We start from the raw sequence: 16,067 nt of genomic DNA on the forward strand, positions 1-16,067 counted from the left end.
GGCGTTTTCTTTGGTTGGTCACCCCCACCACCGCCTTGTGTTGGTTGTTGGGGAGCCCTTCCCCCTCCCCCCCCCCCCCCCGGAACCGCCACCCGGTCAACGCGCCCACCCCGGGCGAGGTGCGGGCGCTGCTCGGCGCGGTCCGGACGCTGAACCTGTGGCGGCCGCCGAGCGACGTGTTCCAGCCGCGCCTGGACTACCAGTTGGAGATCGCCCGCTACCACTCCGTGGGCCAGCTCACCGACCGGGACGCCGGCGACCTGCGCGGCCTGCTGCACGGCCTCGGCCACACCCCGCTGCAGCTGTGCCACGGCGACGCCCTGCTCAGCAACATGCTGCTGGCGCCGTCCGGGCCGGTGCTGGTCGACTGGGAGCAGGCCGGCTGGTATCTGCCGGGCTACGACCTGGCGGTGCTGTGGAGCGTGCTCTCCGGCGACACCGCAGCCCGCCGCCAGATCAGCCAACTCGCCCAGAGCGGCGGCACACTGGCCCGGGACGCCTTCCTGGTGAACCTGGTGCTGGTGCTGATGCGGGAGATCCGGCTGTACGACGTGCCGGGCGCCGGCGAGGAGCAGCGGATCATGATCCGCCGGCTCTACGACGACGCCGCGCTGGCCCGCCGGGCCGTCCGGGCCGCGGTCGGGACGCGCTGAGGGCCGGGGGTTCCGCTGCCGGTGCGTCCTGGGGCGCTACGGCCGGGCGCCGCGCTCCAGGACGGCCCGGCCGGTGGCCTCCAGAACGGTTTCCTCCGGCGCGAGGTGCACCCGGCTGCTGAGCACGTCCCGCAGGTAGCGCTCCAGCGGGTGACGCCGGCTCAGCCCCGGGTTGCCGGTGAGCGCAACGGCCTGCTGGAGCGCCGCGATGGCGGCCCGGGTGGCCAGTAGCTGAGCCGGACCGGTCCGGGCCACGGCGTCCGGGTCGCCCCGGTCCACCCGGGGGGCCAGACCCTCGACCAGTTCCTCGGCGCCGATCAGCTGGGCCTCGATCTCGCCGAGGGCGCAGCGGTAACGCGGCAGGGCGCCGAGCGGTTCGGTCGGATTGGCCGGAGTGCGTTGGCCGAGGAAGCGAACCAGCCAGGATTCGGCGGCCCTGCCGACGCCGATCGCCACCGCGGCGAGGGCCAGATCCTGCCAGGCGCGGGAGAGTTCGGCCTCCGCACGGTCCTCCTGCCCGGGGGCGCCGAGGCCGAGCGCGAGTTCGGCCGGCACCCGCACCCTGTCGAGGACGACGTCGTGGCTGGCGCTGGCCCGCAGGCCGAGCTGGTCCCAGATCGGGTCGATCTCCAGGCCCTCGCTCTCGCCACGGACCAGGAAGGTGCCGACCCTCGGCTCGGGCTCGTCGGTCCGTGCGGTGACCGCCATCCAGGCCAGTGCCTCGGCGCCGGTGCAGTACGTCTTCCGGCCGGTCAGCAGCCAGCCGCCGCCGTCCCGTCGGGCTACCGTCCCGGGCAGTCCGTCCGGCCGGCCCGCTGGCTCCGCCCGGAGCGTGTTGACCAGCGCGGGCCCGCGCCGGGACTCGGTGAGCAGTCGCCGGTAGCCGGCCGTCGGCCAGCCGGCGCGGCGGGCCTGCTCGGCGTGCCTGAGCAGGGTGAACGCGGTGACCACGGCCACCGAGGCGTCGCCGCGGCCGAGTTGGGCCAGCACCCGGACGATGTCGGTGAGCGTGCCGCCCGGTCCGCCGTACCGCGGGGAGACCGTCAGGGTGAGCAGCCCGGCCTCGTGGACCGCCTCGATGCCCTGGTACGGGAAGGTGGCGTCGCGGTCGTGCTCCTCGGCGCGGGCGGCGAGCAGGTCGACCACCCGGGGCAGTCCGGCCAGGGCGGCCTCGACCGCAGTGCGGTCGGGCGCGGGCGACGCGGTGTGGCCTGAAACGGTGTGGCCGGAAGTCGAGCGGACCGAGACCGAGTGGCCGGAACCTGATGACTCGGTTCGGGAACGATCGTTCGAGGGGTGATCGGTGTCGGCGGTGGTCGTCATGGTGCTGGTGCCTCCGGGCGGCAGCATGGGCTCAGCGAGTGCGGACGGCACGCCGCACGGGCGTGCGAAACCGGCTGGCGGCCCCGGAGGTCGACACACGGCCCGCCCCCGGATTCGGCACCACCGACCGGATCAGGCCGGTTGCCCGCCGCCACGGGGGCGAAACCCCCCTCAGCGGCCCGGACACGCCGCGCTGGCGGTCCGCCGCAGGTCGAGATGCCTGCGACGGGTCAGCAACGGGGGACGGCACGGCATGTCCGCGACTGTACGAACCGGTGATCGAAACCGTCAAGCAGCGTCCAGGCCCCGGGTGGGGCCGGTCGGCCCCACCGGAATCAGCCCTGCTGGAACATGTCGGCCGGAAGCGGCTTCAGCAGCTGATACAGGTCGTCCGAAATCGGTCGGTCCCAGGACGCGATGGTGACCAGGACGCCGTCGCTGCGGCCGAACTGGGCGCAGAACACGCGCTCCTCGCTGACCTTGACCTTCTTCACGATCAGCAGGTCGTCCCCGAGCATGACCGGGAAGTCCTCGGCCGAGACGAACTCGACCGGCTCGTCGTTCTCCAGCGCCGCGAGCAACTGCCGCACCTCGAAGGGCACGCTGTCGCCGGTCTCCCGGGCGGGCGAGCCCTCCGGGAGATTGCCGATGAACATCGCCGGGCCTCTGCCGCCGAACAGGTCGTAGCGCAGGAAAATCCCCTGGCAGGAGCCGTCCGGGCCGGTCATCATGGCCGCACCGAAGTCGCCGGGCCAGTCGCCCGGGTCCATCGCGAGCACGTCGAAGTCCGGGCCGGCGGGCTGTCCGGAGCGACGGCGGAGAAAAGACATGGGAACATCGTACGTGCCCGGCACACCGCGCTGGCGAGGTGGGTGGGGCACCGACTCGGGACCGGCGGGAGATCGACGCTCAGAGACCAATGTTGACTCTGAGCAACCGTCCGGGCTACGTTCGGTTCAGCACGACAGCCGTTCCGGGTTTCACCCTCCGGGGGGACGGCACGTCGCAACGCGGCCCTACACGCGTATCCCTCACTGTGCACTTGTCGTGCCGAAAAGCCGAGCACCCAGCTTCGTCATCGCACACCGCACAACACACAAGCCAACAGTTCCATGCAGTTCCATGCACCACATGTAACAAGAGCCAGATCCGCGGGGCCCCGGCCCGTCGCTCCCGTGGATCTGCTCGGGACGCCGCCGCGTGGGGGCGTGCGGGTCCCGAGCAAAAGGTGCCGTTGTCCGAGTCGCTCTCGGATTCGGCGCCAGCCTCCCGGCGACTGCCGACCCCTTGTGGGTCGGGACCGGCCGACGCACCCCGGTGCGCAGGGGATGACTGGGAGGATGGCCTGGCAGTGCTGCCGGGCCGCACAGCAGGCGCCGTGTCTGGCCGCGTGGGGGCGGTGGGCACGGCGTCTGCCTGTGCTCATACTCTGAGCTGCGTTTGTCTAACAGTCAACAGAAATTCTGACGGGGCACGCTCAAAAGATCATCAGTTGTGATGTTCGGCGTGGAAATCGCCTGCTGAACCACCCGCGGAGCGGACCTGTCCGCTGTGCACTTCCGTGCCGGACGGGTCCGCTCCGCGGGTGCGCGCCGGTGGCTCAGGTGAGGCCCGACGCCGGGCCGGAGCCGAGCTCTCAGGTGAGGTCGAACTCGCCGTCCCGGGCGCCGAGCACGAAGGCCCGCCACTCGGCCGGGGTGAAGACCAGGATCGGACCGTCCTCCTGACGGCCGTCCCGCATCCCGATGTACCCGTCCACGAACGCGATCTGGACGTCCCCGACGCCCTGGCTGCTGCACAGCCACTCCGCCCCGGTGAAGTCCACCTTCGGCTTCCCGCTCGGCGCCAGCTCCGGCTGCGCGCCGGCCACCTCGGTGTCCGTACCGCTGTTGACTGCCACTGACCGATCTCCTCCCGACGGCATTCCCGGGCCAGCCTAGCCACACCTCCCGGGCTCGGTCAGTGGGTTCACGAGGACTCCCCCCGGGAGGGGATGCGGACCTCGGAAGAGGGCGGCCGGAGGAACGGTCGAGGGGCCTCGGGGCGACGTGGATGCTCCGCAGGGCGACGCGGAGGGGCCTCGGGGCGTCATATGCGGCTCCGCAGGACTCGTCCAGGCGCGCCGAGGCGTGTCCCGACCGGCGGGTGCCGGGGCAGCTGCCAGAGTGCTGCCAGGGCGCGCGTACGGCCCGGAACCCACCCCCAGCCCACGACCCAGCCTTAAGGAGCAGCCGATGAGCCGCCGGGACGGAACCCGCGCCGACGTCATCCCCATCTCCGACGCCCCCTCGGCCCATCCTCCGGCGCCCCGCACCCCGCCCGTACCCACCCCCCTGCCCCGACCCACCCCCGCCCGGCCGTCCGCGCACGGCCGGGTCGGGATCGTCCTGGTCTCACACAGCCAGGAACTGGCCACCGCCGTACGCGACCTGGCACTCGCCCTGACCGGATCCGACTCCCCCGCGCCGGTCTCCGCGACCGGTGGCGATCCGGCCGACGGACCGGGCATCAGCGCGGTGCTGGTGGCCGCCGCCACCCGCCGGGTCGACCAGGGCCACGGCGTGGTGGTGCTCGCCGACCTGGGCGGGGCGGTCACCACCGTCCGGGCCCTGCTCTCGGACGCCGACGAGCACGGCCTGCCCTTCCCGGTCCGCTTCGCGAACGCGCCGTTCGTGGAGGGCGCGGTGGCCGCCACGGCGACCGCCACGGCGGGCGGGGACCTGGCAGCGGTGCTGGACGCGGCGGAGGAGGCCTACCGACAGGGCAAGGCCTGACGGGCCACCGACAAGCCCCTAGGGGCGCTCCTTGCCGTCCCAGCTGAAGATCGCCGGGCCCCGGCACTCCAGGGCGTGGCGCAGCCGCTCGTGCTCGGTGTCGATCATCGGCGGCAGCTCGTCCACTCCGAACCAGCCCACCTCCAGCGACTCGTCGTCGGCCACCCGCGCCTCGCCGCCGACCGCCCGGCAGCGGAAGGTCAGCACCAGGTACTGCGTCACATCGCCGTTCGGGTAGGTGACCTGCGGAGACACGGTGGCCGAGGCGAGCAGCTCGGGCACGACCACCACGCCGGTCTCCTCCAGGCACTCGCGCACCACACCGTCGGCGGGCTGCTCACCCGGGTCGAGGATGCCGCCGACCGGCGCCCACCGGCCGTCGTCGGCCCGGCGGGCCAGCAGCACCCGGCCCTGGTCGTCCACGGCGACGGCGACGACGGCGCTCAGCCAGAGCGGCTGGGTGCCGACCACGGAGCGGAGTTCGGCGAGGAAGGGGGGAATGGCCATGCGACGCAGCCTAGCGGGCGACCTCGGCCGGTCTCCGTGGAGGCAGTCTCCGTAGGAGCGGTCCCCACAGGGACAGTCTCCGTACGGGCGCAGCAGGGCGGCGACGGCGAGGTCGCCACCGCGCCTCATGCGGCGGACGCGGCTGTGCCCGGTCTGCCACTCATCGCCCGCCTCCAGGGCGCCCCGAGCCACAAGAACGTATTCACAGTAAGGGCAGGATGAAGTGGTTGTCCGGGAATCGTGAAAGAAGGGCGGGAGATTGTCGGACACGTTGAAATTCGGTCGATCTGACCAATTTCACTCGATCTGTTGATCTATCGCTCGACACTTACCGCCGGCTTCCCACTCGCTTCCCGCTAGAGCGCGGCGCGGCGCCGGTCGCGGAACACGCCGAAGGCGATCCGGCCGAGCAGTAGAACGCCCGCCGCCAGGCAGCCGGCGACCGCCATCGCCCAGGCCGGTCCGTCACTGTCCGGAACGATCACGGCCACGACGATGCCCAGCGCCAGGCAGGCCAAGCCGACCACTGCCAGCGGGATCTGGTGGGTGACCAGGGCTCCGCCGCTGCACGCGCGGGCCATCCGGGTCGCGCCGTGTTGGGGGACGGGATCACGGTCCGCATCTGCCATGAGCCCAAGGTACCCCGGGCACGCGCGGCAGGCAGCCCGCAGGGAGTGAGGACTACGGCGCGCGGGGCAACCGGCCGAACGAGGGTGGTCCTGGCCAGCGGACGCGTGTTCATGCTCCACAATCAGTCCACGAAAAATCCTCGTCCCCCCGGTACAACCATCCCGGTAGGGCAGCGGTCTCAAATGGCATCGAGTGATCCAGGAGCCGTTCGCGGGACGGGTGAGAACCCCCCACCGAGAACCGGAATATCCAGGGGACGGAGCCGCCGCCCCCTGGAGTCGGAGGCCGGGCTCCGTCCTCCGACGGGACCGCCACGCCGCTCGGCGACCGAGGGGGAACCGTTGCCGCAAACCCAGTCCACCACACCGATCTCCATCGCCCGCGCCAGGCCCGTGCCCGGCGTACGGGCGCTGCCGCCACCCACCGGGTGGGCGGCCGACCACCACGTGACCGGCCTCCGGGGGGCCGATCACCAGGGGGTCGACCGACACGGCGCCGACCACCACGGCGCCGACCGAAACCAGGCGTCCGCCACCGCGGAGCACGCCGAGACCGAGCACCAGGACGCGCGGGGCGAATGGCTGCGGTTCGCCCCCGTGCAACCCCTGTTCCGGGCTCGGGCCGCCCAACGGCTCGCCGTCCTCGCCTACCACGGGGTGACCGACCACCGATCCTTCGGCGCCCAGCTCGACCGGCTGCGAAGGCTGGCCACCCCGGTCTCGCTCGAAGCCGTGCTCCAGGCCGTCACCGAGCGGCGGCCGCTGCCGCCGCGCAGCGTCCTGGTCACCTTCGACGACGCCGACCGGAGCGTCCTCACCCACGCCCTGCCCGCCCTCGACGCTCGCGGCATCCCCGCGACCGCCTTCGTCATCTCCGAGCTCATCGGCACCGAACGCCCCTTCTGGTGGCACGAGGCCGACTTCCTCGCCCGCCACGGCGGCCGCGCCCGCTCGCTCGACTGCGGCCACCCCTCCCAGCTGCTCCCCCGGCTCAAGGCCATGCCCGACCCGGACCGGCGCCGCAGCCTGCACGAACTGCGGGTCAGCGCGGACCGCCGGCCACCCCGCCAGGAGCAGCTGACCCCCGCCGACCTACTCGCCCTGCGGGACGGCGGCGTCGCCATCGGCAACCACACCCAGGGGCACCCGTGCCTCGGCCGCTGTGACGACGCCACCGTCCGCGCCGAGATCACCGGCGCCCACGAAGCCCTCACCCACTGGCTCGGCGAACCCCCGACCGCCTTCGCGTACCCCGACGGCGGCCACGACCCCCGTGCCGAAACCGTCCTGCAGGAACTCGGCTACCGCCTCGGCTTCCTCTCCGACCACCGCCTCGGCCCCCGCCTCCCCACCCACCCCCTCCAGATCAGCCGCCTCCAGGTCGACTCCACCACCAGCACCCGCCGCTTCGACACCATCCTCTCCGGCCTCGAACCCGCCTACCGCCGCTGGCGCCGCCAAGCGGTCGCCTAACGACACGCCCGTCGCGTGGGGAAGCCCCGGGGACCGGCTTCCCCACCCGGCGCGCCCGCCCGGCCCTGGCACACACCTTGCCGGGCAGGCAATCCGGCTACGCCCACCCGCCGCGCAGGAAGTCGGCCGGGCCGACTTCCTGCGCGCTCTCAGGCGCTCGGCGCGAACACTCGCGCTGTACGAGAAGTCGGCCCAGCCGACCGTCCGCGCACGCGATCAAGTGCCAGCCAGTCCCGGCCGGGGGTCAATGCCCGAAAAATCGGCCCGGCCGACTTCCAGTGCCCGTTGGGCAGGCTCAGCTGCGCGACTCCCGCGGGGTGACGGGCAGCGAGACCCGGAGGTTGTGCCGCCTGGGCACAGGCCGTGCCCGAGCGGCCATGCCTGGAAGAGCGCCAGGTCGGCGCGGCCCCGAGCATCACGGAAGAAGGCCTGCGCGAGCGGCCAAGGACCTGCCGGCCAGCTGGGGAGCCCCAGCGAGAAAGGTTCACCCGACTGGGTGCCGGCCGTGCGGAGCGGAAAGCCAGACGGTGGTGCCGCTCAGGCACGGGCTGCGCCCGGGCGGCCCCGCGTGCGGGTAGCGCCCGCTTCCGCGCGACGTCGGGCACTGAGGGCCACCTCACGCAGGAAGTCGATCCGACCGACTTCCCACGCGTTCTCGGCACCGGGCGAGAGGTCTGCGCTGCGCGGGACCTCGGCCTGGGCGGCTTTCGGTCAGGGGATGAGGGTGGCGAGGGTGAGGCCCTGGGGGTAGAGGGCGGCGGCCGCGGGGAGGGTCGCGGGGCTGCCGGCGTGGAGGACGGTGAGGGTGCCGGTGCCGGTGCCGGTGGGGCCGGTGATGCGGCGGAGGGCCTGGGCGGCGACGGCGTCGGCGGAGCCGAGGAGGGTGAGGGCCGGGGAGGCGGTGGTGGCGACGGCGGCGCGGATGCGGTCCTCGACGAGTTCGTAGTGGGTGCAGCCGAGGACGATGACGTCGGTGCCCACCGGTGTGCGGGCGGCGGCGTCGGCGATGGCGGCGGTGATGGCGTCGTCGTCCCCGTGTTCGACGGCGTCCGCGAGGCCCGGGCAGGCGACCTCGGTGACCTCGGCGGTGCCGCCGAAGTCACGGATCAGGCCGCGCTGGTAGGCGCTGCCGGTGGTGACCGGGGTGGCCCAGATGGCGACGCGGCCGCCGAGCGCGGCGGCGGGCTTGATCGCCGGGACGGTGCCGATGACCGGCAGTCCGGGCTCCAGTTCGGCGCGCAGGGCGGCGAGCGCGTGGACCGAGGCGGTGTTGCAGGCGATCACCAGGGCGTCGGGCTCGTACGCGGCCGCGGCCCGGCAGCAGCCGAGGGCCAGTTCGGTGATCTCTTCGGGCGTGCGCGGTCCCCACGGCATCGAGGCCGGGTTGGAGGAGAGCACCAGATCGGCGTCCGGGCGCAGCTTCCGAAGGGCCGCGGCGGCGGCCAACAGACCAATTCCGGAGTCCATCAGTGCGATCTTCACAGGGCAAGACTTTAGTCGATGCGCCCGCCGGAGCCGGTTCTGCGGCAGACTGCCGGGGTGACCGCCCTGCTGTGGATCGCCGCGTTCTCCCTGCTGGTCTGGCTCTGGCTGGCGTGTTGCCACGGCTTGTTCTGGCGCACCGACGTACGGCTGCCGCCGCGTCGTCCGCCGGTGCGGTGGCCGCAGGTGGCGGTCGTGGTGCCGGCCCGGGACGAGGCTGCGGTGCTGCCCCTGAGCCTGCCGACGCTGCTGGCACAGAAGTACCCGGGGCGGGCGCGGGTGATCCTGGTGGACGACCACAGTTCCGACGGCACTGGAGCCCTGGCCGCGGAGCTGCGCACGATGGACGGGCTGGAGCTGACGGTGACCACCCCTCCCCCGCTGCCGCCGGGCTGGACGGGCAAGCTGTGGGCGCTGCGGCACGGGGTGGAGCTGGCCGGTCCGGACGTCGAGTACCTGCTGCTGACGGACGCGGACATCGCGCACGGCCCGGATTCGCTGGCCGAGCTGGTGGCCGCCGCCGAGAGCAACGGACTCGACCTGGTGTCGCAGATGGCCCGGCTGCGGGTGGCGACCGGCTGGGAGCAGCTGATCGTCCCTGCCTTCGTCTACTTCTTCGCCCAGCTCTATCCGTTCCGCTGGAGCAACCGACCCGGTTCCCGGACGGCGGCCGCGGCGGGCGGCTGCTCGCTGGTGCGGCGGGAGGCGCTGGAGCGCGCGGGCGGGGTGGCGGCGATCCGGGGCGCGGTGATCGACGACGTGTCGCTGGCCCGGGCGGTGAAGTCCTCGGGCGGGCGGACCTGGCTGGGTCTGGCCGACGAGGTGGACAGCGTCCGTCCGTACCCGCGGCTGGAGCAGTTGTGGCGGATGGTGTCGCGCAGCGCGTACGCCCAGTTGAGGCACTCGCCGCTGCTACTGCTCGGGACGGTGCTGGGGCTGACGCTGGTGTACCTGGTGCCGCCGGTGGCGACGGCGGCCGGGCTGGTGGCCGGGGCGCCAGCGGTGGCGGCGGCGGGCGGGGCGGCCTGGGCGCTGATGGCGGGGACGTACCTGCCGATGGTCCGGTACTACAGGCAGCCGGCCGCGGCCGTTCTGCTACTGCCGGTCACGGCCGCGCTGTACCTGCTGATGACGGTGGACTCGGCGGTGCAGCACTGGCGCGGCCGGGGCGCGGCATGGAAGGGCCGGACCTACCCGCCGGCATGAGGAAAGGGCGGGCGCTCCGGGCCGGACGGATCCATACTGCTCGGATGGACCGTCAGCAGCTCTCCCGCCTCGCCCATGCCCACCACCCGATCGCGGCGCCGCTGGCGGACGGGTCGGTGGCCCGGCTGTTGGACCGCGCGCTCGCCGGGCAGGAGTCCGGCCGGGCGCTGGATCTGGGCTGCGGCGAGGGTGCCTGGCTGCTGCGGGCGCTGGCCGCCCGGCCGGACTGGCGGGCGGTGGGGGTGGACCTGGACGCGGAGGCGCTGACCCGGGCCCGGGAGACGGCCACCGCGCTCGGCGTGGTCCGCCGGATCGGCCTGCACCACCTGGACGCCCGGGAGTTCACCGCCAAGGAGCCCTTCGACCTGGTGCTGTGCGTGGGCGCCACCCACGCCTTCGACGGGCTGCTGCCGACGCTCGCGGCCGCCCGTGAACTGCTGGCCCCGGGCGGCCGGTTGCTGGTCGGCGAGGGGTTCTGGGAGCGTGAGCCGTCCCAGGCCGCGCTGGACGGGCTGGGTGCCACCCGGGAGGACTTCGCGGACCTGGCGACCACCACGGACCGGGTGCTCGCGGACGGTTGGACCCCGGTGTACGGGCATGTCAGCACCGCGCGGGAGTGGGACGACTACGAGTTCTCCTGGACGGGTTCACTGGCCGAGTGGGCGCTGGACCACCCGGACGACCCGGGCGCGGCGGCGGCCCGCGAGGCTGCGGACCGCCACCGCGCCGAGTGGCTGCACGGCTACCGGGGGACGCTCGGCTTCGTCACCTACCTGCTGCGCCGCGACTGAACCACCTTACGGAGCCCGCTACTTCAGCTACTTCTGCGTGCGGGCGAGGAAGTCGTCGATCAGCGGGGCGATTTCGGGTAGCTTCTCCTCCAGCGCGAAGTGCCCGGTGTCGAAGACGTGCAGCTCCGCCTCGGGCAGGTCACGCAGGTAGGCACGGGCGCCGGCCTCGGTGAAGAACGGATCGCCCAGCCCCCAAACCACCAGCGTGGGCGGCTGGTTGGCACGCAACCAGGCCTGCCACTCGGGGTAGAGCTCGACGTTGGAGAAGTAGTCGAGGGCCAGTTCGACCTGGATGTCCTTGCGGCCGGGCAGGTCGAGGAAGTGCTGGTCGAGCGTCCAGCCGTCGGGGGCGACCAGGCTCGGGTCGCCGGTGCCGCCCTCGTACTGGCTGCGGGTGATGTCCAGGGTGAGGATCGAGCGGGCGGCGTCCCCGGCACCCGGGACGCCGCGCTTGTTGGCGATGAACTCCCTTGCCTGGTCGGAGAGTCCATCCTCGTAGGCGTTGCCGTTCTGGACCACCAGGCCGGTGATCCACTCCGGCCGGCGGGTGGCCAGGCGCAGGCCGACGGGTGCGCCGAAGTCGAAGACGTACAGCGCGAAGCGGTCCAGGCCGAGTGCGAGGCAGAAGCGTTCGACCACGTCGGCGAGGGTGTCGAAGCGGTACTGGAAGGCGTCGGGCGCGGGGCTGTCGCTGTGGCCGAAGCCGGGGTAGTCGGGGGCTATCAGCCGGTAGCGGGTGCCGAGTGCGTCGAGCAGCCGGGCGTACTGGTGCGAGGCAGAGGGGAAGCCGTGCAGCAGCAGGAGGACGGGGGCGTCGGCCGGACCGGTTTCGCGGTAGAAGACGCGCAGGCCGTCGAGGTCGATGTGGCGGTGGTGGACGTGAGGGATCATCAGCTCGCTCATGCTAACCATTAAACGTCATATTAGTGGTTAGTCAAAGGCGAGTCGGCCACACGCCACCGACACGAGAAGGAGCTCAGTGCTTCGGCAGCTGCTCCTGCTGCACCAGGTGGTCCAGCACCTCGGGCATCGCGTCGACGCCGCCGGCCTTGGTCGGCGAGGTGCGGTACTCGCCCTGGACGACCACGGTGGGCAGCTCGTCGATGCCGTAGCGGACGAACTGGGCGGCCGCGTCGTCCACCGACTGCCCGACCTCGGCGGAGCGGTAGGTCCGGCCGAACAGCCGGGCGTCGACGCCGTGGCGCACCGCCCAGTCGGTGGCGGCGGACTCGGTGGTGAGACCGGCCCGGTCGCCGTGGATCGAACGGAACGCGCTGGTCTGCAGGCGCTCGACCAGACCCAGGCGCTCCAGCGTGTAGTACAGGCGCGCGTGGGCGCGCTGGGCACCCTCGTCCGAGCTGCCCGGCCAGATCGCCGGGACGCGGCGCAGCACGACGTCCGCCCGGTGCTTCTCGACCCAGGCCTGCAACGGCTGTTCGAGCTTCTGGGAGTGGCCGCAGTCGTACCAGAAGAACTCGACCGCCTCGGTGCGGGTACTCTCACGCACCGGCTGCGGGTGGTCGAGCCTGACGAACTGAACGCCCTCGGACGGTGGTTGGTGGGACACCGCACCGGCCTGGACGGGGGATCCGGCGATCCCGGCGGCGACGGCTAGCAGGACGGCGGACCGCAGCAGCGACTTCGAGTTCACGTCGGGAAGTGTGCTGGTGACGGCTCGTTACCGACGAGTCGGTAGGGGTCGGCGGGCCCGGATTCGCCCGATCGGCGCAGCCGGGACCGCGTCGGAGCCGCCCGTCAGCGCGAGGTGGGAACTCCGGTCCACACCTCGGCGACCAACCGCTGCCAGTCGTCCACCACCGCGCCCAGTTCGAAGTGCTCCAGCGCGTGCGCCCGGGCGGCCGCGCCGAGGCCCGCGCGGTTGCAGGCGAGCACCTTGGCCAGCGCCTCGGCCAGGGCGAGCGGGTCCCCGGGGGCGACCAGTGCACCGGTGGCACCGTCCCGGACCACCTCGCGTACCCAGCCGACGTCGGTGGCGACGGCGGGCACCCCGGCCAGCGCCGCCTCGATCAGCGCGCCGGGCACACCCTCGCTGTCGCTGGTGAGCAGCAGCGCGTCGGCGGCCCGGTAGAGCGGGACGGGGTCGGGCAGGGGGCCGAGGAAGTGGGCGCGGGCGGCGGCCGGATGGCGGGCCAGGGTCTCGCGCAGCGGGCCGTCCCCGGCGACGGCCAGCCGGACGTCGGGCAGCCGGTCGAGCACGTCGAGGGCGAGGTCGAGCCGCTTCTCCGGCGCTATGGCGCCGATCCAGGCGACCAGCAGGACGTCTGCGGGCAGGCCCAGGGCGTGCCGGGCGGCGCGCCGTTCGGCCCGGCCGTCGGCGGGGGGATAGCTTTCGGCGGCACGGGAGTTGGGGATCACCCGGACCTTGCCCCCGGGGAGCCGGAACTGCTCCTCCAGGACCTCGCGCGCCTCGTCGGTGAGCGTGGTGACGGCGGCGGCGCGGTGCATCAGCGTGGCGCCGCGCACCCTGCGCAGCCGGTTGGCGGTCCAGTAGCGGGGGTGGCCGACCGAGACGTAGACGAAGGGGGTGCGGGTGCCGGCCAGGGCGAGGGCACAGGTGGCCAGGGTGTCGGAGCCGTGGGCGAGCACCACGTCGGCGGAGCGGGCGGCGGAGCGCAGCGCCCACAGGGTGCCCGGGCGCAGCCGACCGGGGCCGAGGACGGCGGCGGCGCGCAGCCCGGCGGTGTCGGGGCACTCCTCGCCGCAGTCCCCCGGAACGGTCGTGCCCGCGGCGCACACTCCCGGAGCGGCCGCACCCGGCCGGGCGGGTGGCACGGCCGGGTGCGGGGCGAGGGCGCACAGCGCGGAGGCCTGGCCCCGGCGGCGCAGTTCCCGGTGGAGGTCACGGGCGAAGTTCTGGGCGCCGCCCCGGCGCGAGTCGCTGATCAGGTGCAGGACACGCGGGCGGGCTCCGGCCGAATCGGCCGCCGTATGGTCGGGCATGGACAGACCTTGGCACAGCGCCACGCCCGGTACAGCCCCTTCGCGCAACCTGGCGGTGGCCCGTGCGCCCGCGCCCGTACACCCGATGTGCGCTGAAGACCCGCCGTCGTGCGCCGGTTGCGACCGCTGTGCGCCCCGCCTCGCCCCCGGCCGCTCCGATCGACCGCCCTCCGCTCCGCCGCACGCCGCCTCAAGTACCGGCTCACACCCGCCAGTTCACCGGTCCAGGGGCCGCCGGCAGGCCGGTACGCGGGCGCCCGCACGCCGACCGGGAAGGCCGGGTGGGCCGGGCACGGCCGGGTACGGCCCGGCGGCCGGTTACGCGGATCGGGTGAACGCGGTTGGACCTCGCCCCGGACCGCTCGGCAGGATGTCCGGCCGGGGCTGCCCCGCGCCGCCCCATCTCCCCCTCCCCCGCTCGGATTTGGAGTCACCCGGTGTTCAAGGGATTCCGCAGCTTCCTGCTGCGCGGCAACGTGGTGGACCTCGCGGTCGGCATCGTGATCGGCGCGGCCTTCACCGCCGTCGTCACCGGGTTCGTCAGCGCCTTCCTCACCCCGCTGGTCGGGGTGGCCGCCGGGGCGGTCGGCGACTTCACCCAGAAGACCTTCGAGGTGGGCGGCACCAAGTTCCCGTACGGCCTCTTCGTCAACGCGCTGATCGGATTCGTGCTGGTCAGCACGGTGATCTACTTCGCCGTGGTAGTGCCGGTCGGCAAGCTGCAGGCCCGCTTCGAGGCGACCAAGCCCGCGCCGGCCGCCAAGGTGGACTGCCCGGAGTGCCTGAGCTCGATCCCGGCCGCCGCGGCCCGCTGCTCCTTCTGCACCTCCGAGGTCGCCGCCCGGCCGGGTCTGCCCGCACAGAGCCAGGCTCTGCAGTCGCACTGACGGTCCCGCAGGCGTCGTCCGGCTCATCCGCCCGGCTCGCCCTCGGACCGGCGTCCGGATCGCCCGCTCTGGGCGCTGACGGGAAATTTATTCCCGAAACATTCACGAGCCCCCGCCGTCCCGTCGGCGGGGGCTCGAATGCGCCGGCGCACGCCCCGTCCGCAAAAGTTTCTCCGCAGCGTCCGCAGCCGTCTACCACCCGGTAACCACAAGGTCGTGCGGTGGCCGCGTCCGGGAGCTGTTCGATCAATGACGGGGCGCCAGGGTTGTCCGGAACTGAACGCCGTTATGTCCGTTCTTCCTACTTTCGAAACCTTTGTGCGAGCGAAGACTGTGTAAACACTCGAACTGCTCCCCCTCCCACTCTCCTCAGCAGGCGCATTGTGGGCTTACCGTATGCCCCATGACCTCGCCCCGCTCCTACGACGGAGTCGGCTACCCCTCTCCGTCCTTCTCCTCCGGCACGCCGATTTACGACAGCCTCGTGGCTGAGCGCGGCGTCCCCCAGATCGCACCCATCAACGTGCCGGCCGCCCTGCCGCCGGCGCTGTCGTCCGGATACGGAACAGGCGTCGGCCCGTCCTACGAGAACCGGTACGGCAACGGGTACGAGAGCGCCGGCAGCAACCTCCCCGCGCTGCCGCCCGCCCGCCTCGCCCTGGGCCCCGGCCCGAGCAGCGGCCCCTCCGCCGGCCCCGCCACGGCGTACATCCCGGCGCAGCCCGCGCCGGCGTACGCCGCCGCCCCGCAGCCGGCGGTCCCCGGTTACGGCGGCCCCCAGCCGTACCAGCGACCGCAGCCCGGCGCCCCCGCGTTCGCGCAGACCGCCAGCGGCGGCTACCAGCCGACCGGCGGCCAGAGCTTCGGCGGCCAGAACACCTTCATCGGCCAGGGCGGCCCGCAGACCTTCGGCGCGCAGCCGACCGGCGGCCCGGCCGGTTTCGGCCACGGCCAGCCCGGCGGCCAGCCGCAGGGCGGTCCGCAGAGCTTCGGCGGGCAGCAGTCCTTCGGCGGCCCGAGCCCGGCCGGCCCCGGCTTCCAGGGCCAGGGCGGCGACCAGGGCTTCGGCGGCGCCCAGCTGCGCCCGGCCATGGCACCGGTCGCGCCGGTCCGCCCGATGCAGCCGCAGCGCCCGGGCCCGTACGGCGGGCCCGGCGACTTCCAGGGCAGCTACCAGCCGCAGGGCCCGGGCTACTGAGCCTCCGGCATCCCGGGGCCGAACCCCACTCGGCCCGCACCCGCACCACCTGAGCACCACCCGGCGACCCCTGAACGCCGGGCCAACGGAGAAACGGGTCATCCACGGACCGCCCGGAACGCCCCCACGGCGTCCCGGGCGGTCCGTGCGCTTAGGGGGAGGTCTGGAGGGCGTAGGCGTGCG

16 protein-coding genes and 1 pseudogene are annotated in these 16,067 nt (G+C 73.4%); 7 read left to right on the top strand and 10 right to left on the bottom strand.

Features of this window, described 5'->3' with window-relative positions:
• Window positions 1-83: 83 nt before the first annotated feature.
• Window positions 84-653 (top strand): annotated as a pseudogene (locus ACFQ87_RS26625) (phosphotransferase family protein); the annotation flags it as partial.
• Between the two features lie 36 nt (window positions 654-689).
• On the opposite strand, the gene ACFQ87_RS26630 reads toward ACFQ87_RS26625, so the two are convergent.
• The 4 genes from ACFQ87_RS26630 to ACFQ87_RS26645 all read right to left on the bottom strand — a co-directional run bounded on the left by ACFQ87_RS26630 (window position 690) and on the right by ACFQ87_RS26645 (window position 3,846).
• A complete protein-coding gene (locus tag ACFQ87_RS26630) occupies window positions 690-1,976 on the bottom strand; it encodes an acyl-CoA dehydrogenase family protein (protein ID WP_380613341.1) in 1,287 nt (428 codons plus the stop codon).
• 171 nt (window positions 1,977-2,147) lie between these two features.
• Complete coding sequence (locus tag ACFQ87_RS26635; protein WP_380613382.1) at window positions 2,148-2,231, bottom strand: putative leader peptide; 84 nt, start codon at window positions 2,229-2,231, stop codon at window positions 2,148-2,150.
• Between the two features lie 80 nt (window positions 2,232-2,311).
• Window positions 2,312-2,806, bottom strand: coding sequence for a hypothetical protein (locus tag ACFQ87_RS26640; protein WP_380613342.1), 495 nt, complete (start codon window positions 2,804-2,806; stop codon window positions 2,312-2,314).
• An 806-nt stretch (window positions 2,807-3,612) separates the two neighbouring features.
• Entirely contained in the window at window positions 3,613-3,846 is a 234-nt protein-coding gene (locus tag ACFQ87_RS26645) for a DUF397 domain-containing protein (RefSeq protein ID WP_380613383.1), read from the bottom strand.
• Window positions 3,847-4,210: 364 nt separating this feature from the next.
• Here ACFQ87_RS26645 and ACFQ87_RS26650 point away from each other — a divergent pair, with 364 nt between their 5' ends.
• Window positions 4,211-4,750: a PTS-dependent dihydroxyacetone kinase phosphotransferase subunit DhaM gene (locus tag ACFQ87_RS26650; protein ID WP_380613343.1), complete on the top strand. Its 540-nt coding sequence runs from the start codon at window positions 4,211-4,213 to the stop codon at window positions 4,748-4,750.
• An 18-nt stretch (window positions 4,751-4,768) separates the two neighbouring features.
• On the opposite strand, the gene ACFQ87_RS26655 is transcribed toward ACFQ87_RS26650, so the two are convergent.
• Both ACFQ87_RS26655 and ACFQ87_RS26660 read right to left on the bottom strand, forming a co-directional pair.
• Window positions 4,769-5,257, bottom strand: coding sequence for an NUDIX domain-containing protein (locus ACFQ87_RS26655; protein WP_380613344.1), 489 nt, complete (start codon window positions 5,255-5,257; stop codon window positions 4,769-4,771).
• A 356-nt stretch (window positions 5,258-5,613) separates the two neighbouring features.
• Window positions 5,614-5,886, bottom strand: coding sequence for a hypothetical protein (locus ACFQ87_RS26660; RefSeq protein WP_380613345.1), 273 nt, complete (start codon window positions 5,884-5,886; stop codon window positions 5,614-5,616).
• Between the two features lie 342 nt (window positions 5,887-6,228).
• Here ACFQ87_RS26660 and ACFQ87_RS26665 point away from each other — a divergent pair, with 342 nt between their 5' ends.
• Window positions 6,229-7,359 (top strand): polysaccharide deacetylase family protein, encoded by a 1,131-nt coding sequence (locus ACFQ87_RS26665; protein ID WP_380613346.1) that lies wholly within the window; start codon window positions 6,229-6,231, stop codon window positions 7,357-7,359.
• 711 nt (window positions 7,360-8,070) lie between these two features.
• Here ACFQ87_RS26665 and ACFQ87_RS26670 read toward each other — a convergent pair.
• Complete coding sequence (locus tag ACFQ87_RS26670) at window positions 8,071-8,841, bottom strand: glutamate racemase (RefSeq protein WP_380613347.1); 771 nt, start codon at window positions 8,839-8,841, stop codon at window positions 8,071-8,073.
• 18 nt (window positions 8,842-8,859) lie between these two features.
• Here ACFQ87_RS26670 and ACFQ87_RS26675 point away from each other — a divergent pair, with 18 nt between their 5' ends.
• The gene (locus ACFQ87_RS26675; protein ID WP_380613348.1) at window positions 8,860-10,047 is read left to right on the top strand and encodes a glycosyltransferase; all 1,188 of its coding nucleotides are present in this window, start codon (window positions 8,860-8,862) and stop codon (window positions 10,045-10,047) included.
• Window positions 10,048-10,091: 44 nt separating this feature from the next.
• Complete coding sequence (locus ACFQ87_RS26680) at window positions 10,092-10,838, top strand: SAM-dependent methyltransferase (RefSeq protein WP_380613349.1); 747 nt, start codon at window positions 10,092-10,094, stop codon at window positions 10,836-10,838.
• A 27-nt stretch (window positions 10,839-10,865) separates the two neighbouring features.
• Here ACFQ87_RS26680 and ACFQ87_RS26685 read toward each other — a convergent pair whose 3' ends face one another.
• From ACFQ87_RS26685 to ACFQ87_RS26695, 3 genes are all read right to left on the bottom strand, one after another.
• Window positions 10,866-11,741 (bottom strand): alpha/beta fold hydrolase, encoded by an 876-nt coding sequence (locus ACFQ87_RS26685; RefSeq protein WP_380613350.1) that lies wholly within the window; start codon window positions 11,739-11,741, stop codon window positions 10,866-10,868.
• Window positions 11,742-11,814: 73 nt separating this feature from the next.
• Window positions 11,815-12,489 carry a thiol:disulfide interchange protein DsbA/DsbL gene (locus tag ACFQ87_RS26690; protein ID WP_380613351.1) on the bottom strand — a complete coding sequence of 225 codons (675 nt, stop codon included), beginning with the start codon at window positions 12,487-12,489 and terminating at the stop codon, window positions 11,815-11,817.
• 104 nt (window positions 12,490-12,593) lie between these two features.
• On the bottom strand, window positions 12,594-13,799 hold the full coding sequence (locus ACFQ87_RS26695) for a glycosyltransferase family 4 protein (RefSeq protein ID WP_380613352.1): 1,206 nt from the start codon (window positions 13,797-13,799) through the stop codon (window positions 12,594-12,596).
• A gap of 437 nt (window positions 13,800-14,236) precedes the next feature.
• On the opposite strand from ACFQ87_RS26695, the gene mscL reads away from it, so the two are divergent.
• Together mscL and ACFQ87_RS26705 are read left to right on the top strand one after the other, a co-directional pair.
• The gene (mscL, locus tag ACFQ87_RS26700; RefSeq protein ID WP_380613353.1) at window positions 14,237-14,686 is read left to right on the top strand and encodes a large conductance mechanosensitive channel protein MscL; all 450 of its coding nucleotides are present in this window, start codon (window positions 14,237-14,239) and stop codon (window positions 14,684-14,686) included.
• A 403-nt stretch (window positions 14,687-15,089) separates the two neighbouring features.
• Window positions 15,090-15,884 carry a DUF6643 family protein gene (locus ACFQ87_RS26705; protein ID WP_380613354.1) on the top strand — a complete coding sequence of 265 codons (795 nt, stop codon included), beginning with the start codon at window positions 15,090-15,092 and terminating at the stop codon, window positions 15,882-15,884.
• The last annotated feature ends 183 nt before the right edge of the window (window positions 15,885-16,067 follow it).

Source organism: Kitasatospora sp. NPDC056531, assembly GCF_042794375.1.
Taxonomy (GTDB): Bacteria; Actinomycetota; Actinomycetes; order Streptomycetales; family Streptomycetaceae; genus Kitasatospora.

Bases quoted from the DNA above. Each gene is read 5' to 3' on its own strand.
- ACFQ87_RS26685 (WP_380613350.1), bottom strand. From the start codon at position 11,741: ATGAGCGAGCTGATGATCCCTCACGTCCACCACCGCCACATCGACCTC.
- ACFQ87_RS26695 (WP_380613352.1), bottom strand. From the start codon at position 13,799: ATGCCCGACCATACGGCGGCCGATTCGGCCGGAGCCCGCCCGCGTGTC.
- ACFQ87_RS26650 (WP_380613343.1), top strand. From the start codon at position 4,211: ATGAGCCGCCGGGACGGAACCCGCGCCGACGTCATCCCCATCTCCGAC.
- ACFQ87_RS26675 (WP_380613348.1), top strand. From the start codon at position 8,860: ATGCGCCCGCCGGAGCCGGTTCTGCGGCAGACTGCCGGGGTGACCGCC.
- ACFQ87_RS26655 (WP_380613344.1), bottom strand. From the start codon at position 5,257: ATGGCCATTCCCCCCTTCCTCGCCGAACTCCGCTCCGTGGTCGGCACC.
- ACFQ87_RS26705 (WP_380613354.1), top strand. From the start codon at position 15,090: ATGACCTCGCCCCGCTCCTACGACGGAGTCGGCTACCCCTCTCCGTCC.
- ACFQ87_RS26635 (WP_380613382.1), bottom strand. From the start codon at position 2,231: ATGCCGTGCCGTCCCCCGTTGCTGACCCGTCGCAGGCATCTCGACCTG.
- ACFQ87_RS26680 (WP_380613349.1), top strand. From the start codon at position 10,092: ATGGACCGTCAGCAGCTCTCCCGCCTCGCCCATGCCCACCACCCGATC.
- ACFQ87_RS26660 (WP_380613345.1), bottom strand. From the start codon at position 5,886: ATGGCAGATGCGGACCGTGATCCCGTCCCCCAACACGGCGCGACCCGG.
- ACFQ87_RS26630 (WP_380613341.1), bottom strand. From the start codon at position 1,976: ATGACGACCACCGCCGACACCGATCACCCCTCGAACGATCGTTCCCGA.
- ACFQ87_RS26640 (WP_380613342.1), bottom strand. From the start codon at position 2,806: ATGTCTTTTCTCCGCCGTCGCTCCGGACAGCCCGCCGGCCCGGACTTC.